This is a genomic window from Arthrobacter sp. TE12232 (assembly GCF_054062615.1).
Window position 1 is genome coordinate 3239919 of the sequence record NZ_JBSSFK010000001.1, and the last position, 15591, is coordinate 3255509.

13 protein-coding genes are annotated in these 15591 nt (G+C 66.7%); 6 read left to right on the plus strand and 7 right to left on the minus strand.

Annotated elements, in window-relative coordinates:
• Nucleotides 1-38: 38 nt before the first annotated feature.
• Nucleotides 39-1370, minus strand: coding sequence for an ammonium transporter (locus ACVWZ7_RS14385; RefSeq protein WP_456509118.1), 1332 nt, complete (start codon nt 1368-1370; stop codon nt 39-41).
• 335 nt (nt 1371-1705) lie between these two features.
• Nucleotides 1706-3889, minus strand: coding sequence for a transglycosylase domain-containing protein (locus tag ACVWZ7_RS14390; protein WP_344366738.1), 2184 nt, complete (start codon nt 3887-3889; stop codon nt 1706-1708).
• Nucleotides 3890-4068: 179 nt separating this feature from the next.
• Between ACVWZ7_RS14390 and ACVWZ7_RS14395 the strand changes: the two genes are divergently transcribed.
• Nucleotides 4069-5151, plus strand: coding sequence for an LLM class flavin-dependent oxidoreductase (locus ACVWZ7_RS14395; protein ID WP_456508275.1), 1083 nt, complete (start codon nt 4069-4071; stop codon nt 5149-5151).
• 54 nt (nt 5152-5205) lie between these two features.
• On the opposite strand, the gene ACVWZ7_RS14400 is transcribed toward ACVWZ7_RS14395, so the two are convergent.
• The 4 genes from ACVWZ7_RS14400 to ACVWZ7_RS14415 form a co-directional block, all read right to left on the minus strand.
• Complete coding sequence (locus tag ACVWZ7_RS14400; protein ID WP_456508276.1) at nt 5206-6450, minus strand: multicopper oxidase domain-containing protein; 1245 nt, start codon at nt 6448-6450, stop codon at nt 5206-5208.
• 128 nt (nt 6451-6578) lie between these two features.
• Nucleotides 6579-7565, minus strand: coding sequence for a CapA family protein (locus ACVWZ7_RS14405; RefSeq protein ID WP_456508277.1), 987 nt, complete (start codon nt 7563-7565; stop codon nt 6579-6581).
• A 33-nt stretch (nt 7566-7598) separates the two neighbouring features.
• Nucleotides 7599-7835 carry a DUF2630 family protein gene (locus ACVWZ7_RS14410; RefSeq protein ID WP_116766186.1) on the minus strand — a complete coding sequence of 79 codons (237 nt, stop codon included), beginning with the start codon at nt 7833-7835 and terminating at the stop codon, nt 7599-7601.
• Between the two features lie 170 nt (nt 7836-8005).
• The gene (locus tag ACVWZ7_RS14415; RefSeq protein WP_456508278.1) at nt 8006-9880 is read right to left on the minus strand and encodes a Na+/H+ antiporter; all 1875 of its coding nucleotides are present in this window, start codon (nt 9878-9880) and stop codon (nt 8006-8008) included.
• Between the two features lie 175 nt (nt 9881-10055).
• On the opposite strand from ACVWZ7_RS14415, the gene ACVWZ7_RS14420 reads away from it, so the two are divergent.
• The 5 genes from ACVWZ7_RS14420 to ACVWZ7_RS14440 all read left to right on the plus strand — a co-directional run bounded on the left by ACVWZ7_RS14420 (nt 10056) and on the right by ACVWZ7_RS14440 (nt 14571).
• Nucleotides 10056-10622, plus strand: coding sequence for a type 1 glutamine amidotransferase domain-containing protein (locus tag ACVWZ7_RS14420; RefSeq protein WP_456508279.1), 567 nt, complete (start codon nt 10056-10058; stop codon nt 10620-10622).
• A gap of 196 nt (nt 10623-10818) precedes the next feature.
• Entirely contained in the window at nt 10819-11232 is a 414-nt protein-coding gene (locus ACVWZ7_RS14425) for a VOC family protein (RefSeq protein WP_116766183.1), read from the plus strand.
• A 165-nt stretch (nt 11233-11397) separates the two neighbouring features.
• The gene (locus ACVWZ7_RS14430; protein WP_091253059.1) at nt 11398-11607 is read left to right on the plus strand and encodes a hypothetical protein; all 210 of its coding nucleotides are present in this window, start codon (nt 11398-11400) and stop codon (nt 11605-11607) included.
• Nucleotides 11608-11713: 106 nt separating this feature from the next.
• Entirely contained in the window at nt 11714-13768 is a 2055-nt protein-coding gene (glgX, locus tag ACVWZ7_RS14435; RefSeq protein ID WP_456508280.1) for a glycogen debranching protein GlgX, read from the plus strand.
• A complete protein-coding gene (locus ACVWZ7_RS14440) occupies nt 13765-14571 on the plus strand; it encodes an alpha/beta fold hydrolase (protein WP_456508281.1) in 807 nt (268 codons plus the stop codon). Before glgX ends, ACVWZ7_RS14440 begins: the two co-directional genes overlap by 4 nt.
• Nucleotides 14572-14616: 45 nt before the next feature.
• On the opposite strand, the gene ACVWZ7_RS14445 is transcribed toward ACVWZ7_RS14440, so the two are convergent.
• A complete protein-coding gene (locus tag ACVWZ7_RS14445) occupies nt 14617-15351 on the minus strand; it encodes a GAF and ANTAR domain-containing protein (protein ID WP_456508282.1) in 735 nt (244 codons plus the stop codon).
• Nucleotides 15352-15591 lie beyond the last annotated feature (240 nt).

Here is a 15591-nt window from a genome sequence, read left to right on the forward strand (position 1 = left end):
AAACTTGTGCCGCCGTAGGCGCACTGGCAGCGGCTGCCTCAGACGAGGCTGTCTTCCCTTACAGGGGCCGGCCGGTCTTCCGTCGTGCGGGCGGTGGCGTGGGCGGCCGTCGCGGCGTGCACAGCGTGGGCGGCACGGACATGGTGGCCGAACGGGTTGAACCGGCTGAAACCGAGTTCGGCAAAGGCGTAGGCGGTCTCGGCGTGCTCGGACCGGTCGACTCCGGCGAGTTCGTCCTCGTGGCTGACCCGGAATCCAAGCGTTTTGTGGATGGCGAGGCCGATTACCGCGGTCCCGAGTCCGGACACCGCCACTGTGATGAGGACCGCCACGATCTGCGCGATCACCTGGTGCAGGCCGCCGCCGTAGAACAGGCCGCCGCCCGCGCCGTTCACCGGGAGGGCGATGAAGCCCAGCGCGAGGGTGCCGATGAGGCCGCCGCCGAGGTGCACGCCGACGACGTCGAGCGAGTCATCGAAGCCGAACTTGACCTTCAGGTCCACGAACACCGCGCAGGCTGCACCGGCGACGAAGCCCAGGCCGAGCGCGGCGAGCGGGCTGATGTTGGCGCACGACGGCGTGATGGCCACCAGGCCGGCGACGGCGCCGGATGCGGAGCCCAGGGAGGTGGGGTGGCCGTGCCGGATCTTTTCCGTGACCAGCCAGCTGATCATGGCCGCGGCGGGGGCCGCCAGGGTGTTCACCCAGATCAGCCCGGCCTGCTGCACGGTGGTGGCAGCGCCGGCGTTGAAGCCGAACCAGCCGAACCAGAGGATGCCAGCGCCCAGCATGATGAAGGGGATGTTATGGGGGCGGTGGCCGGGGTCCTTGCCGAAGCCGTGCCGGTTGCCCAGGATCAGGACCAGCACCAGTGCCGCGGTTCCGGACGCGATTTCCACCACAGTGCCGCCGGCGAAGTCGATGACCTGGCCGAAGACGGCGCTGACGGCACCGCCGGCACTCATGAGGCCGCCGCCCCAGACCATGAAGGCCAGCGGGCAGTAGACGAGGGTGATCCAGATGGGAACGAAGAGCGCCCAGGAGGTGAACTTGGTGCGGTCCGCGATGGCGCCGCTGATGAGGGCCACGGTGATGATGGCGAAGGTGGCGCTGTATCCGGCCTTGATCAAGTCCGGCGAACCGATGATGTTGCTCAGGCCGAAGTTGGCGAACGGGTTGCCGAACACACCGAGGACGCCTTTGCCGGTGCTCATCGAGTAACCCCAGAGGACCCAGACGACGCCGACGATCCCGATGGAAATGAAGCTCATCATCATCATGTTGAGCGAGGCCTTGGCCCGGGTCATGCCGCCGTAGAAGAGGCCCAATGCCGGGGTCATCAGCAGAACGAGCGCTGCCGACACAATCATCCAGACGCTTCCAGCAGTGAGTTCCACCGGCGGGTCCCTCCTCGTAAGTCTGTCGTACCGGGACACGTTGCCGCCGGCCCCCCGATCCGGATTTAATCCTCGCGGAGGCATGTTTCGGGCAATGGGGCGAAAAGTTGCGGGCAGGTTACAGGAATGGCGGTGGCGTGAAGATCGCGTGACCGCCATGTTTCAGGAATGTAAACGCGGCCTCTTGCCCCTGCCGCTGCTGTCTGTTCCGCCGGCGCCGGCGGGGCGGAATGGCGGGGCTGTGGGGACACCCTGTGGCTGCGGGCTGTGAGATGCCGTCCGCGGCGGATTTTTGGCGGCGCCGGGCCTCAGCGGGAGGGCCTGGGAGACGCGCTGGGCGGCTTGGGCTTGGAGTCAGGCGGGGCAGGGAAAACGGCAGCCGGGTAGAGCCCGGCCGCGTCCATCATGTAGTTCGCCCACTGCGGACCGGCCAGCATGTAGCCGTCGATTGCCTTGTAGAACTTGCCGTTGATGGTGATGTTCCGGCCCGGCCGCTTCTGGCCTTCCAGCGTGTCGCCGAAGTAGGACGCGGTGGCGAGTCCGGTGGTGTAGCCGACAACCCAGGTTGAGCCGTTGGTGTTGGACGTGCCGGTTTTGGCCGCCACGGGGAACCGGCTCTGGACCTTGGGATTGATGTATACGCCGGAGCCGCGTTTCAGCACGTCCTGCAGCACGGCGTTGACACCCCGGGCGACCTCGGGCTTGATGGTGTTCCGGCAGTCGCTGGTCTGGGCCGGGAGCTTCTTTCCGGCGGCATCCCTCACCTCCAGGATGGCGATCGGCGCGCAGTATCTGCCGTCGTTGGCGAACGTGGCGAATCCGGTGATCAGGTTGAGGGGTGAAACGCCGATGGCGCCGAGCAGGTTGCCCAGTTGGTGCATGTTGATCGGAGCGTTGTCCAGGCCGCTGTGAAGTCCCGCCGCGTTGACCATCTTCTGGATTCCGCAGAAGTCCAACTGGGCGGCGGCGGCGAAGGTCGCTGTGTTGATGGAGTTGTATAGCCCGTAGTTGATGGGCATGGGGCGGTAGTAGCCGGGATCGTTGTTCTGGAGGTCGTCATCCGCGCCGAGCCCGGCGATCCTCTGCGGCGTGCTGTAGCCGCCGAGAACCCTGCCGCAGCTGTCCCTCCACCGGAAACCCACCGGGTATGACCTCCGGGACGCGTCGACGACCGCGGTGGGGGACTTGCCCTCATTGAGCCACTCGGCGAAGGTGAACGGCTTCATCGTGGAACCCGGCTGGAAACCGCCGGCGCCGTTGAGGTCGTTGCCGTTGGCGTCCCTGGCATCGACGTTGAAGTTCAACTGGGTATCGAACTTTCCGTCCTCGGGAAGGAACACCGTATTTTGGGCCATGGCCAGGATCTTGCCGGTGCCGGGCTGGATGGAGACCAGCGAAGCGCCCCATTTGTCCGGATTGGCCCCGGCGGTCGCGTCCACTTGCGTCTGTGCGGCCGCCTGCAGCCGGCTGTCCAGTGTAGTGGTGATGGTCAGGCCGCCCCGGTAGAGCTTGGCCTGCCGGCTGGCGGCGTCCACGCCGTAGGCCGGATTGTTGAGGATCAGATGCGAAATATAGTCGCAGAAGTATGGGGCCATGTCCGCGGCCGCACAGCCCTGCTTCCCGGGGGTGACGGACAGTCCCACGCCGGTGGCGGCAGCGGCGTCGTGCTCCGCGGGGGTGATCTTTCCCAGGCGCAGCATGCTGTCGAGCACCTGGTTGCGCCGCCCGAGGGAGGCCTCGGGATGCGCAACGGGATCGTAGTAGCTGGGGCTGTTGACCAGCCCCGCGAGCAGCGCGGCCTGTGGCAGCGTCAGGTCCTTGGCCGAGGTGCTGTAAAAGTGCCGTGCCGCCGCTTCAATGCCGTAGGCGTCCCGGTTGAAGAAGACGATGTTGAGATAGCCCTCCAGGATCTGGTCCTTGGTGTATCTCTTCTCCAGCTCCACGGCGAGCTTCATTTCCCGCAGCTTGTCGCCCAGGTCCTTCTGTGCGCTCAGGAACATCGCATCGCCGTTGTCCTGGGACAACTTCGCTTCATTGAGCACGTTGGAGACGTACTGCTGGGTCAGGGTGGACGCACCCTGCCGGCCGTCGTTGCTGGTCAGGTTGTGTGCCAGCGCCCGCATGATCCCGCGGAGGTCCACCCCGGAGTGCTCGTAGAAGCGGTTGTCCTCGATGGAGACGATGGCGTCCCTGATGAACGGGGACATTTGATCGAGTGGGACCTTCACCCGGTTCTCCGTGTAGAACGTGGCGATGGGGCGCCCGTCCGAGGTCAGCACCTTGGTGGAGAGCGACGGCGTTTCAACCGCGAAGTCGGAAGGGAGGCTGTTGAAGAACGAGATCGAACCGCTGACGGAGGCTCCTGCTGCGGCAACGCCGGGAATCACCAGGCCGGCAGCCAGGACTCCGCAGAGTGCGCTCACCGCCAGGAAGCCGGCGAGCCAGCCCATGGTTGAGGCCAAACGGACGAGTAATCGGTTCTTCGGCGCCATTCTGGTCCAGCTATCAGGCTCAAGATTTTTGCCCAGAATACGCCGGATGGGGACCTTCAGCCAGAGCATAAGGGGGCGTACCTGAAGAGTTCGACGGCGCCTGCGGCGTTGCCGGGCGGCGCCGGCAACGCCGCAGGGCAGCCGGGGAGCCGGAATGAAATGAATTGATTGAACGTTCAATGAATATGGACTTTGGTATCTTCACTTTTGGCGAGCTTTCCCGAAACACCCGCACCGGCACCGCGCTGTCCCCGCAGCAGCGGCTGAAGGAGATCATTGAACTCGCCAAGCTGGCCGATCAGGCGGGCCTCGCCTTCCTGGGGCTGGGGGAGCACCACCGGCGCGACTTCGCCCTTTCGGCCCCGGAAATCGTGCTGGCCGCGATTGCCCGGGAAACATCCAATCTCCGGCTGGGCACGGCCGTCACCGTGCTCTCGACCCAAGACCCGGTGCGGCTCTTTGAACAGTTCGCCACCCTGGACCTGATCTCGGACGGCCGGGCCGAGATCATTGCAGGCCGTGGCGCGTTCGTGGAGTCCTATCCGCTCTTCGGCCACAAGCTCGAGGACTACGACGCCCTGTTCGATGAGAAGCTGCGCCTGCTGCTGGAACTGCGGGACAACGCCCGGGACAACTCCACAGTGCAGTGGTCCGGAACACTGACGCAGAGCATCCCGGGTATGGACATCGCTCCGCGCCCGGTGCAGCAGAAGCTGCCTGTCTGGGTTGGCGTCGGCGGCACGCCGGCGAGCTTTTCCCGGGCGGGACGCCTGGGGCTGCCCTTGTTCATCGCGCTGCTGTCCGGGCCGGCTCGCTTCCGCCACCTTGTTGAGCTGTACCGCGAGAGTGCTGCCGCCGCCGGGCACGACGCCGGCGCCCTGCCGGTGGGGGCCGGCGGCCACTTCTATACGGCTCCGACGTCACAGCAGGCGCGCGACACGTTCTACCCCTATTACCGGGCCTACTTCGAACAAAACATGCCACGCCCCGTGGACCACTTCCCCCGCTCCACTTTTGATGCGTGGACCGAGCCGGGCGGCGGACTGCTGGTCGGGAGTCCGCAGCAGGTCACCGAGAAGCTCCTGGAGATCCACCAGACGCTGGGAAACACCCGGTACTTGGCCCAGATCGGGCTGGGCGGACTGCCGTTTGCCGAGACGGCCCGGTCCATTGAGCTGCTCGCGACGGAGATCATGCCCGCCGTCAACCGGGAGGTCTCCGCCGGCCTTGTGGGCCACCGACCCGGCGAAACGCTGGCCTGACGGCCGGCAGACGACGGCCGAACCCCGGCTTCGTCCGCTGCCGGCTCTGCTGATCTACAGCGTGTGGCCGGAATGGCCGCCGGTGCCGTTGCCGTTTCCGCTGTCAGGGTTTGCTGCGTCGCTCACGCGGTAGCGGACCAGCATCCCGGCGCTGATGTGATCGTTGACGTGGCAGTGGAACAGCCATGTGCCCGGGTTGTCGGGGACCATGTCGGCCGTCACCATGGTGGCCGGCAACAGGCTCACGACATCAGTGCGCATTCCCAGCGCCGTCGCGGTGTTGCCGTGCCAGTGCGGGGTGTGCAGGTCCACCTCCGTGCCCATACCCATCAGGTACCAGCGGACCCGATCCCCCTTAGCCATGGTCATGGCATCCAAGGGCAGGTTGCCGAAGACGTAGCCGTTGACGGAGTGCATCAGGTTGCTCTCGCCGAACTCTTCATTGTCCGGGTCCACTGACGCAGGGTCACCGGCGAAGCGGGCGATGTTGCGTTGCAGGTACGGGCTGGCGTTCTCGTCGCTGACCTTGAATTGGACAAAGAACTCGCGGTCCACATCGTTCGGCGTGCCGTCCGCGCGCGCGGCGCTGGCCTTCGTTATGACCATGGGGCCGACCAGGCCTGCGTAGTCATCGCCCACTTCATCCGTGTGCGAGTGGTACATCCACATCACAGAACTGCCGTCCATCGGGCCGGGGCCAGCACGGTCCGGGACCTTGTAGCTATATGTGTAGACAGTGCCCGGGGTGACTGCGTCGTCACCGTGATCTGCCGCGCTCGTTCCGTCGTTGTACGGGGCGCCCTCGCTGCCCTTGTCATAGAAGACGCCATGGGCATGGACAGCCGCGGGGCGGTCCAGATTGTTCTTGAATATCACCTTGATCGTGTCCCCGACGACCGCGCGGATGACAGGCCCCAGCATGCCCAAATGCTGGTCGGCCGCGATCCGGGGCTTGAGCGTCCTGAAGGAGGAGTCGGTGTACTCCCGGTACAGGGACTTGATGTAGGTGCTGCCGATCCGTTGCGGTCCCTGCTGAGTGAAGACGGCGGCAGCCGCGTCAAACGGCTCACCCGTGATCTGGTTGCTGCCGGTCGGCGCGTAGTTCCAGTCGACCTCATCCGCGCCGATGAAGTATGTGCGCGTTTGCGGAACATAGTGCCCCTTGGCCGGCGCCGTGGCGGTGGCCGACCCCGAGAGGATGAAGATCGGGGCCAAGGCCGCGACCAGCCCCATCACCATCAACAGCAAAATCCACCGCGGCCAGAACAACGGTCCCGTCCGGGCTTGCTGAGGCGTCATGGCGTGATTCCCCATGATGCTTTCTCACTTTCGCATCCGTGGCCGGCCGGGTGACACGGCCTTAACAAGCGGACAGTAGCAAGAGGGGGTTAGAAAATTCTTGGGTTTGCACCCCGGGACCTGGACGGTTAGGGCCGGAGTTGCTGACTGAGCGGGATTTCAAGGCAGCGGGCGGACGCGTTCCAGGTGCTTCGCGTGCCCAGATGCTGGTTCAGCCGCTGCATCCGGGCGGCAATATCGGCCGCCGACCCCCGGGCCAGGCGGGCCTGAAATCCGGCGATGACGGTGGGGTACAGCCGCAGCGTGCGGGGTTGGTTGTCCCCTGTGACGAGTACGAAGAGGAAGGACTGGTCATTGCGCTCGACGGGGTCCACGGCGTAATCGTCAACGAAATCCCCGGCGCTGTAGATGATCGGACGGTCCCGGTGGATCCCCACGCCCCGGAAGACATGCGGGGAGTGGCCGAACACGACGTCGGCGCCGGCATCGATGAGGTCGCGCGCGAGGTCCTGATGCCGCACCGGGGCGTCCGAGCCCCAATTGCCTCCCCAGTGGGCCGACACAATGAGGAGCTGGACGCGGGCCTTGGTCCGCTGGACCAGGTCCAGGAGCGCGGCTCCGCGCTCGCCGCCGTCGTCCAAGGGAACGAAGTAGACCCCGGGAACCGAGGGACCCGCCTCCCAATCGGGCTGGTTGTCCGTAAAGGCGATGAAGCCGACGGCGGTGCCGCCCACCCGCCGCACGGCCGGGCGCCGGGCTGCGTCCAGGTCCGGGCCGGCCCCGGCGTGCAGGATTCCGGCGCCGTCAAGCGCCGGGAGCATTTCCCGGAACGCGTCCGCGCCGAAATCCAAGACGTGGTTGTTGGCGAGGGAGACGACGTCGATCCCGGCGGCGAGCAGGCTGTCCACGTTTTTCAGGTCGGAGCGGAAGTGGAAGATTTTTCCGGGCTCCGGCTCGCCGCCGGACGCCAGGACGCATTCGAGGTTGGCGACGCGGACGTCGGCCTCCCGGAGGAGTTCCAGCGTGTCACCCCAGGGATAGGCAGGATTGGCCGTGGCCAGGTGGCGGTTGACCAGCCGGCCCAGCATGACGTCTCCCAGCAGCGCGATCTGCATGGCTATCCGGCCCGTCAGCTCATGCCCCGAGGGCTAGCTTTGGTAGCCCTCGACCTCGCTGGCCGGCCGCACCTCCGCCTCGTCCGGGTTCTCGCCGTAGTCCTTTTTTGCCCGCCGCTGGCGCAGCAGGTCCCAGCACTGGTCAAGCTGTTCCTCCAGCTGCTGCAGCCGGAGGACGTCCGGAGCCCCGGGCGGTGCTGCGTCTTCGCGGAGGCTGTGTTCTTCCTCCACCAGTGCCTTGATCCGTTCCAGGATGTCTTGGTTGTCCACAGTGTCCTCTTCTCGTCCGACGGCGGCAGGGCCCGGGACCTCCGCGGTCCCTGGCCAGATCCCTTTCCAGCCTACGGAGGCGGAGCGGCCGTGAACAGAGGCTCCCGCCGGCGCCGGCGCCGGCGCCGGCACCGCGCACCTGCGTCCGGTGCGCGCGCCAAGCCGGTGGCTTAGCCGAGGAGTTCGTCGGAGTAGCACCAACGCCAGTCCTCGTCCGGCTCAATGCTGCGCATCACGGGGTGGCCGGTGGCCTGGAAGTGCTTGTACGCATGGGTTCCCGGGGAGGAATCGCAGCAGGCCACGTTGCCGCAGTGCACGCACATCCGCAGGTGCACCGGCGTGGTGCCGTCCCGCTCGCATGCGGCGCAGGCGGGATCCGGCGGGACCACCGGGTCGGGGGCGGATTCCAGGTGGGAGCAGACCCCGCCGGGCCGGGCAATCCCTTCGCCGCCGCCTCCTCCGGTGCTGTCCGGTTCCTCCAGTGAGGCGTCCAGCATGGACTCCTCGACATCCAGGCGGTCAAGGACGTCGGCCAGGACCTCGTGGGCGTAGGCGCCGCCGCGCCGCAGTTCCAGGACCTTGGCGCGCTCGGCATCGAGCATCGCAAGCCGCAGCTGGGCGTAGCGCTGGCTGGGGGTGGCGGATTCCGCGGAGGGACGGCCCAGCCGCTCCCACGCGGCCAGTCCGCGCTCCTGCGTGCGCCGTTTCAGCATCGCGACGACTTCCGGGGGATCGGAGTCCGAGCGCAGTTCCTGCAGCCGCTGCACGCCCGCCGCCGTGGCCAGCTGCGTGAGCGAGGCCTGGTTGAGCGCGTCTTCGCGCGGATCCGGTCCCTTCACGCGCAGGACCCGGACCAGGGCCGGGAGTGTGAAGCCCTGCAGGGTGAGGGTGCCCCCCACCACTACGAGGGCCATCAGGATCAGGACGGACCGGTGGTCCAGCTGTGCCGGCAGGACCAGGACGGCGGCAAGCGTCACCACGCCGCGCATGCCGGCCCAGGAGACGATCGCGGCAAATTGCCAGGGCGGCGCGGGATCATTGCGCCGGACGGCAGGAATGAGCCGGGGCAGGTACGTTGCGGGAAAAACCCAGATCGGGCGCAGGACCAGTACGGCCAGCAGCACCACGGCGCAGCCGAGCCAGATCCGGTTCGGCCCCAGCGAGTCATCCTGGACGCCTTCGATGATGGTCCGGACCTGCAGCCCGATCAGGAGGAACACGGAATTCTCCAGCAGGAACTGGACCGTGTGCCAGTTGCTGCGTTGGCTCAGCCGGGCCGCCCCGTTCGGCATGGACGGGGCCTTCGTCCCCATGATCAGCCCCGTGACGACGACGGCCAGGACGCCGGAGGCGTGGATCGCTTCGGCCGGAAGATAGGCCACAAGCGGCGCGACCAGGGACGTGGAGGTGTTGATGGCCACGTTGCGGATCCGTTTGCGGAGCGCGGTGAGCACGAAGGCCGCGGCAATGCCCACCACCAGGCCCCCGCCAGCTGCAAGGAGGAAGCCCCCGGCGATGGCCGCGGCCGAGACCGTTCCGGCGATGGCGGCGATGGCGGCGCGCAGGCAGACCAGCGCCGTGGCGTCGTTGACCAGGGATTCGCCCTCCAGGATGGTCACAATCCTGCGGGGCATGCCCACCTTGCGGGCAATGGCCGTCGCTGCCACGGCGTCCGGCGGTGCGACGACGGCGCCCAGGGCCATCGCCGCCGCCAGCGGGATCTCGGGAAACAGCCAGAAGACCACAAAACCGATGCAGACGGTGCCGAAGATGACGTAGCCCACCGAGAGCAGGCCGATGGCGCGGCGGTTGGACCCGAAGTCGAACAGCGAGGTCTGCAGGGCTGCCGCATAGAGCAGCGGCGGCAGCAGCCCGACCAGCACGAGCTCCGGATTCAGCTCGATCGTGGGGACGAACGGGAGGAAGGAGCACACGACGCCGGCCAGCACCAGCAGCAGCGGGACGGAGACGTTGATCTTGCGTCCCAGCGCGCTGCCGGCGCAGACAATGGCGACCAGGGCCAGCAGCCCGTAAGCGACTTCCATTGGCCCATTCTGTCAGCTTGCCGCCGCCTGCCGGAGGGTTCCCCCGCATTGCATGATCAGCTTGCTTATTACTTTGCCGGTTCCTAGAGTTGAAACCGCAAGCCCAATGATTCCCGTGCGGGCGCCGGTGCGGCCCAAGGCCGCCCGGACCCGCGCCCCGGTATGAGGAGGACACATGTCAGAGCACAACATTGCGGGCAAGAAGGTCGCGTTCCTGCTGACGGACGGGGTGGAGCAGGTGGAGCTGACCAGCCCGTGGAATGCCGTGAAGGAAGCCGGCGGAGTGCCCACCCTGGTCTCGCCCAAGACCGGAAAGCTGCAGGGCTATGACGGCACCGAGAAGGGCCAGACGTTTGCCGTGGACCTCGCCGCCGGGCAGGCCGATGCCGCCGACTTCGACGCCCTCGTGATCCCCGGCGGCGTGGTCAACGCGGATCACCTCCGCGTCGACAAGGACGCCCAGGCGTTCACCCGGGCGTTCTTCGAACAGCACAAGCCGGTGGCCTCCATCTGCCACGGCCCGTGGCTGCTGATCGATGCCGGCGTGGTCAGCGGCCGGAACGTGACCTCGTACCACACGCTGCAGACGGACCTGAAGAACGCCGGAGCGAACTGGAGCGACCAGGAAGTCGTGGTGGACCAGGGTCTCGTGACGAGCCGCAACCCGCACGACCTCCCGGCCTTCAACGCCAAACTCCTGGAAGAAATCGCCGAGGGCGAGCACGCCGGCCAAACGGCCTAGTGGACAACGGCTGGAACTGGGAGCTGTTCCGGCCCGCCATAGCGGCCGACGGCGGTGAGCACCGCCGTCGGCCGCTGTTCTTTTGTTGTCTGCCGGGAGCCTACCCAGCCCGCCGGTTTTGAGGCAGGATATGCCGTGTAACGTGCACCGCCGATTCGGCCGTCCCGGCCTGCGCCCCAGCAGCAAGGAGTCCCGCATGACCACGCTCAATCCCTACCTCGGCTTCCGCGACAACGCCAAGGACGCCATGACGTTCTACCAGTCGGTGTTCGGCGGGGAGCTGACGATGAGTACCTTCGCCGAGTACCACGCCAGCGAGGACCCGGCGGAGCAGGACAAAATCATGCACGGCCAGCTCCGGACCGACGGCGGCCTGGTGCTCATGGGGGCAGACACCCCCAACAGCATGGACTACACCCCGGGCAACAACTTCTCCGTGTCGCTGAGCGGATCCGACGAAGCCGAGCTCCGCGGCTACTTCGAGAAGCTGGCCGACGGGGGCACCATCGCCATGCCGCTGGAGAGGGCGCCCTGGGGTGACATCTTCGGCATGTGCAAGGACAAATTCGGGGTGGACTGGCTGGTGAACGTCGGTCCCGAGGTCGCCTGAGCCGGACCGGCACCCCGCGCCGGGGCCCAGGGAACGCACAGCCCCAAAAGACGGTGCCGGTTCACGGCGCAAGGCGCCTCCGCCCGGCCTGCAGTTAGAGCTATCCTGAAGGCGGCCAGGACAGTGCAGATTCGAGTCCATCCTCCTGGCCGAGAGAGGCATGCCATGACCGAGAAGCTGCACCTCAGCCCGGACGATGAATTCCCCGAGGACCTCAGCAAAGTCGAGGACAAGGACCTCCAGGTCCTCGACAGTCAGGTCCAGCGCCAGCTCGACTACGAGTACGTGGCGGAGGGAGAGCCGAATCCGGAGACTGAATTCCGTCATTATGACCTCGATGAGGAGTTCGAAGAGCGGGACAAACGGGAGACCTGAAGGGCCGGAACCGGCCGCGGCAGGTCCGGCCTTTCGCATGGCGTCCGCAATCTAGTCAGCATGCTTACTACACTGGAGTAACCATTCTGCAGAGAAACGAGCACCCATGACACCGGCAGCCGCCCCGCGTTCCCTCCCGTACCCCCTCGGGGTCACCCTGCGCCAAGACGGCGCCAACGTCGCCGTCTATTCCCGGACTGCGGACTCCGTGGAATTCTGCACCTTCGACGCCGACGGCCACGAGACCCGGACAACGCTTCCGGAGCGGACGGGGCACGTCTTCCACGGCGTCGTCCCCGGCGTCACCGTGGGTACCCGCTACGGCCTGCGGGTCGACGGCGCTTGGAACCCCGACGCGGGCCTGCGCCACAACGTCTACAAACTGCTGCTGGATCCGCACGCCACCGCAATTGAAGGCGGCTATGACTGGGGCCAAGCGGTTTTCGCCCATGACCTGAACAACCCGGCCGAGTTCGACTCCACAGACTCCGCCCCGGCTGTTCCGCGCTGCGTGGTGACAGACCCGTCCTTCGACTGGGACGAGGGCACCCCCGATGTCGCGCCGCGGATTCCGCTGGCCGACACGGTGGTCTATGAAGTCCATGTCAAGGGCTTCACCCGGCAGCACCCCGAGGTCCCGGAAGAAATCCGCGGCACTTATGCCGGCCTGGCGCACCCGGCCGCCATCAAGCACCTCACCGACCTCGGCGTCACCGCCGTCGAACTGCTGCCGGTGCACCAGTTTGTCCAGGACAGCCATCTGGAAGAAAAGGGCCTGCGGAACTACTGGGGCTACAACAGCATCGGCTTCTTCGCCCCGCACGGGGACTACAGCGCCGCCGGCGACGGCGGAGGGCAGGTCGCCGAGTTCAAGGCGATGGTCAAGGCCCTCCACGCCGCCGGCCTCGAGGTGATTCTGGACGTGGTCTACAACCACACCGCCGAGGGCAACCACATGGGCCCGATGCTGTCCTTCAAGGGCATCGACAACGAGGCCTATTACCGGCTGGTCGAGGGCGAGGAATCGGCCTACTTCGACACGACGGGCACCGGCAACAGCCTCAATGTGGGGCACCCGGCGGCGCTGGGCCTCATCATGGATTCGCTGCGCTATTGGGTGACGGAGATGCACGTGGACGGGTTCCGCTTCGACCTCGCCACTACGCTGACCCGCCAGGACGGCAGCGCCGAACTCCACAGCGCCTTCCTCACCCTGATCCAACAGGATCCGGTACTCGCCCCGGTGAAAATGATCGCCGAACCGTGGGACACCGCCGGCTACCAGGTGGGCGGTTTCCCTGCCGACTGGTCTGAATGGAACGGCAAGTTCCGCGATGACGCCCGTGAATTCTGGCATGGCGGCGACAACGTCCTGGGCGACTTCGCCCAGCGCTTCCTCGGCAGCCCCGACGTTTACGAGGGCAGCCGCCGGGCCCCGGTGTCCAGCGTCAACTTCATCACCGCCCACGACGGATTCACCCTGGCGGACCTGACGGCCTACGACGAGAAACACAACGAAGCCAACGGAGAAGACAATAACGACGGCGAGAGCGATAACCGTTCGGCCAACCACGGCGTCGAAGGACCCACCGACGACGCCGGGGTCAACGAACTGCGTGACCGGCAACGCCGGAACTTCCTCGCGACGCTGCTCCTGTCCACCGGCGTGCCGATGATTCTCGGCGGCGACGAGATGGGCCGGAGCCAGGGCGGCAACAACAACGCCTACTGCCAGGACGACGAGATCTCCTGGTTCGACTGGAACAAGGTCGACGACGGGCTGCTGCGGTTCACCACGGAGCTGATTGCCCTCCGCCGCGAGAACCCGGCGCTCCGCCCGGCCTGGTTCCGGCACGCGCCCGAGGCAGGCAGCGCCGACACCGTCCGGGTCCTCCGCGCCGACGCCGAGGGATTCACTGCTGAGGACTGGACAGCGGATCACCGCGCCATCGCCTTCGTGCTCGAGCACGACGGCGCCGATTCCTTCGCCGTGCTGCTCAACGCTGCCGAAAACGGCGTCGAATTCACCGTCCCGGCCGCTCCCGCACAGGAATGGGAACTCGTGCTGTCCACCGATCCGGAGCAGCAGGTCGAATCGCCCGTGAGCACGCTGATCGTCCGCGACCGGTCCGTCACCGTCCTGCGGTCACGCAGGGCATGACCGACCCGGTCCGCGTGGAAGTCCATGCGGCGGGCCATACCGGCCACGTTTTCGCGACGCGGGAAGCCGCGTCGCGGAGACGGGGCGGCCCGGCCGCGCCCGCCGTCGTGCTCCTCCACGGGATCGGCGCCTCACACCGCTACCTGCGCCGCCTGAATCGGCTTCTTGCCGGCTCTATGGACACCTATTCCATTGACCTGCCGGGGTTCGGCGCCACGCCCAGACCGGAACGTACGCTCTCCATTGCCGAGCACGCCCGCTACGTCCTGGGGGCCATGGAACAGCTGGGCGTGACCGAGTTTGTGCTGGTTGGGCACTCGATGGGAACACAGTTCGCCACCGAAGCAGCGCTCCAGGAGCCCGGGCGGGTCTCGCATTTGGTGCTGATGGGGCCGGTGGTGGATCCCGAGCGCCGCACCGTCGCGCAGCAGGCCCTGGCGCTGGGCCGGGACTGCCTGTTCTACGAAAGCCCCTCCTCCAACGCCCTCGTCTTCACCGATTACCTGCGGTGCGGGCCCTCCTGGTACTTCAAGACACTCCGGGTCATGATGGAGTACCCCATGGCTCAGAAAATCACCGGTGTCACCGCGCCGGTCCTCGTGGTGCGCGGAGCCAACGACCCCGTGGCGGACGCGGACTGGAGCCGCCGGCTGGCCGGACTCGCACGCCTTGGGCAGCTGCTGGAAGTCCAGGGCACGGGGCACGTGGTGCAGCACAACCGGGCGGTCGAAGTGCGGGACGCGATTCTGGCTTTCACGGGCATGCCCGCGGCGGCAGGGGAGACGCTGCCGGGCCCGGCGTGAACGGCCCGGGAACCCCGCCCCGGCGGTTAGACCTCCAAGCCGGGGTTAGACCTCGAAGTGCGTCCGGGTGGGTCCCTGGCCCAGTGACTCCACGACGCCGGCCGCGAGGGCGTGGAGCTTGATGTTCCGGGCGCTGGATGCCGACTTCAGGAGCTCGAACGCTTCGTCCTGGCTGCAGCGGTTCTGCGCCATGATGATGCCGACCGCGACGTCGATCCCGGTCCGTGTCTCCAGGGTGGCCTTGAGGTTGGCCGCGGTATCGCTGCTGTGAGCGAACCGCACCGCGAGGCGCAGTGCCATGGACGTCTGGTGGACGAAGTCGCGGGCCAGTTCCGTGGCGCGGTGATCGAACCGGCCCGGCCGGTGCGAATACAGGTTCAAGGCGGCGCGGGTCTCGCCTTCCAGCAGAAACGGCAGCGCCAGGATGGACCGGAAGCCGTGCCCGTGGACCGTCGCGGCGTAATGGGGCCAGCGGCCGTCCTGTTCAAGGTCTGAAATGTGGACGGTTTCCTGCTCCCGGGACGCCGTCATGCAGGGACCGTCGCCGTAGGCGTACTGGATTTCGTCCATGGCCTGCGCGGCGGGGCTGCTGCTGGCGACGGTTGCCGCTTTCCGGTGCCGCAGGAGCGTGATGCCGCAGAGGATCTCGTCCCCGGGCTCTGAGAGGCTGCGCGCGGACACACGGGCGAGTTCGCTGAGAAACTCCTCCACGTCCGAACTGCTGAGCACCAGTTCATGCAGGTGCTGGTTTATTGAATTTGCGGTTGACTCGCTGACCACTTCTCTGTTGTGCCGTTTCCCTCAGGTCAAGACAACCCGGCGGTGCTTCCCACCGCGGCAAGTGGCGGATACGGCAGCGGCCGGCCGGATCGAAGAACAATCCAACGGCTTGCTGCAAAACCGTACCGGGAGATTATATACATCCGGATACGCGGGGCTCCAGACGGCGCCCGCGGGGTCACAGACTGCTGAACCGTTTCGCTGGGGCACGTAGGCTTGCCTTAAGTGAATTGTCGTGAA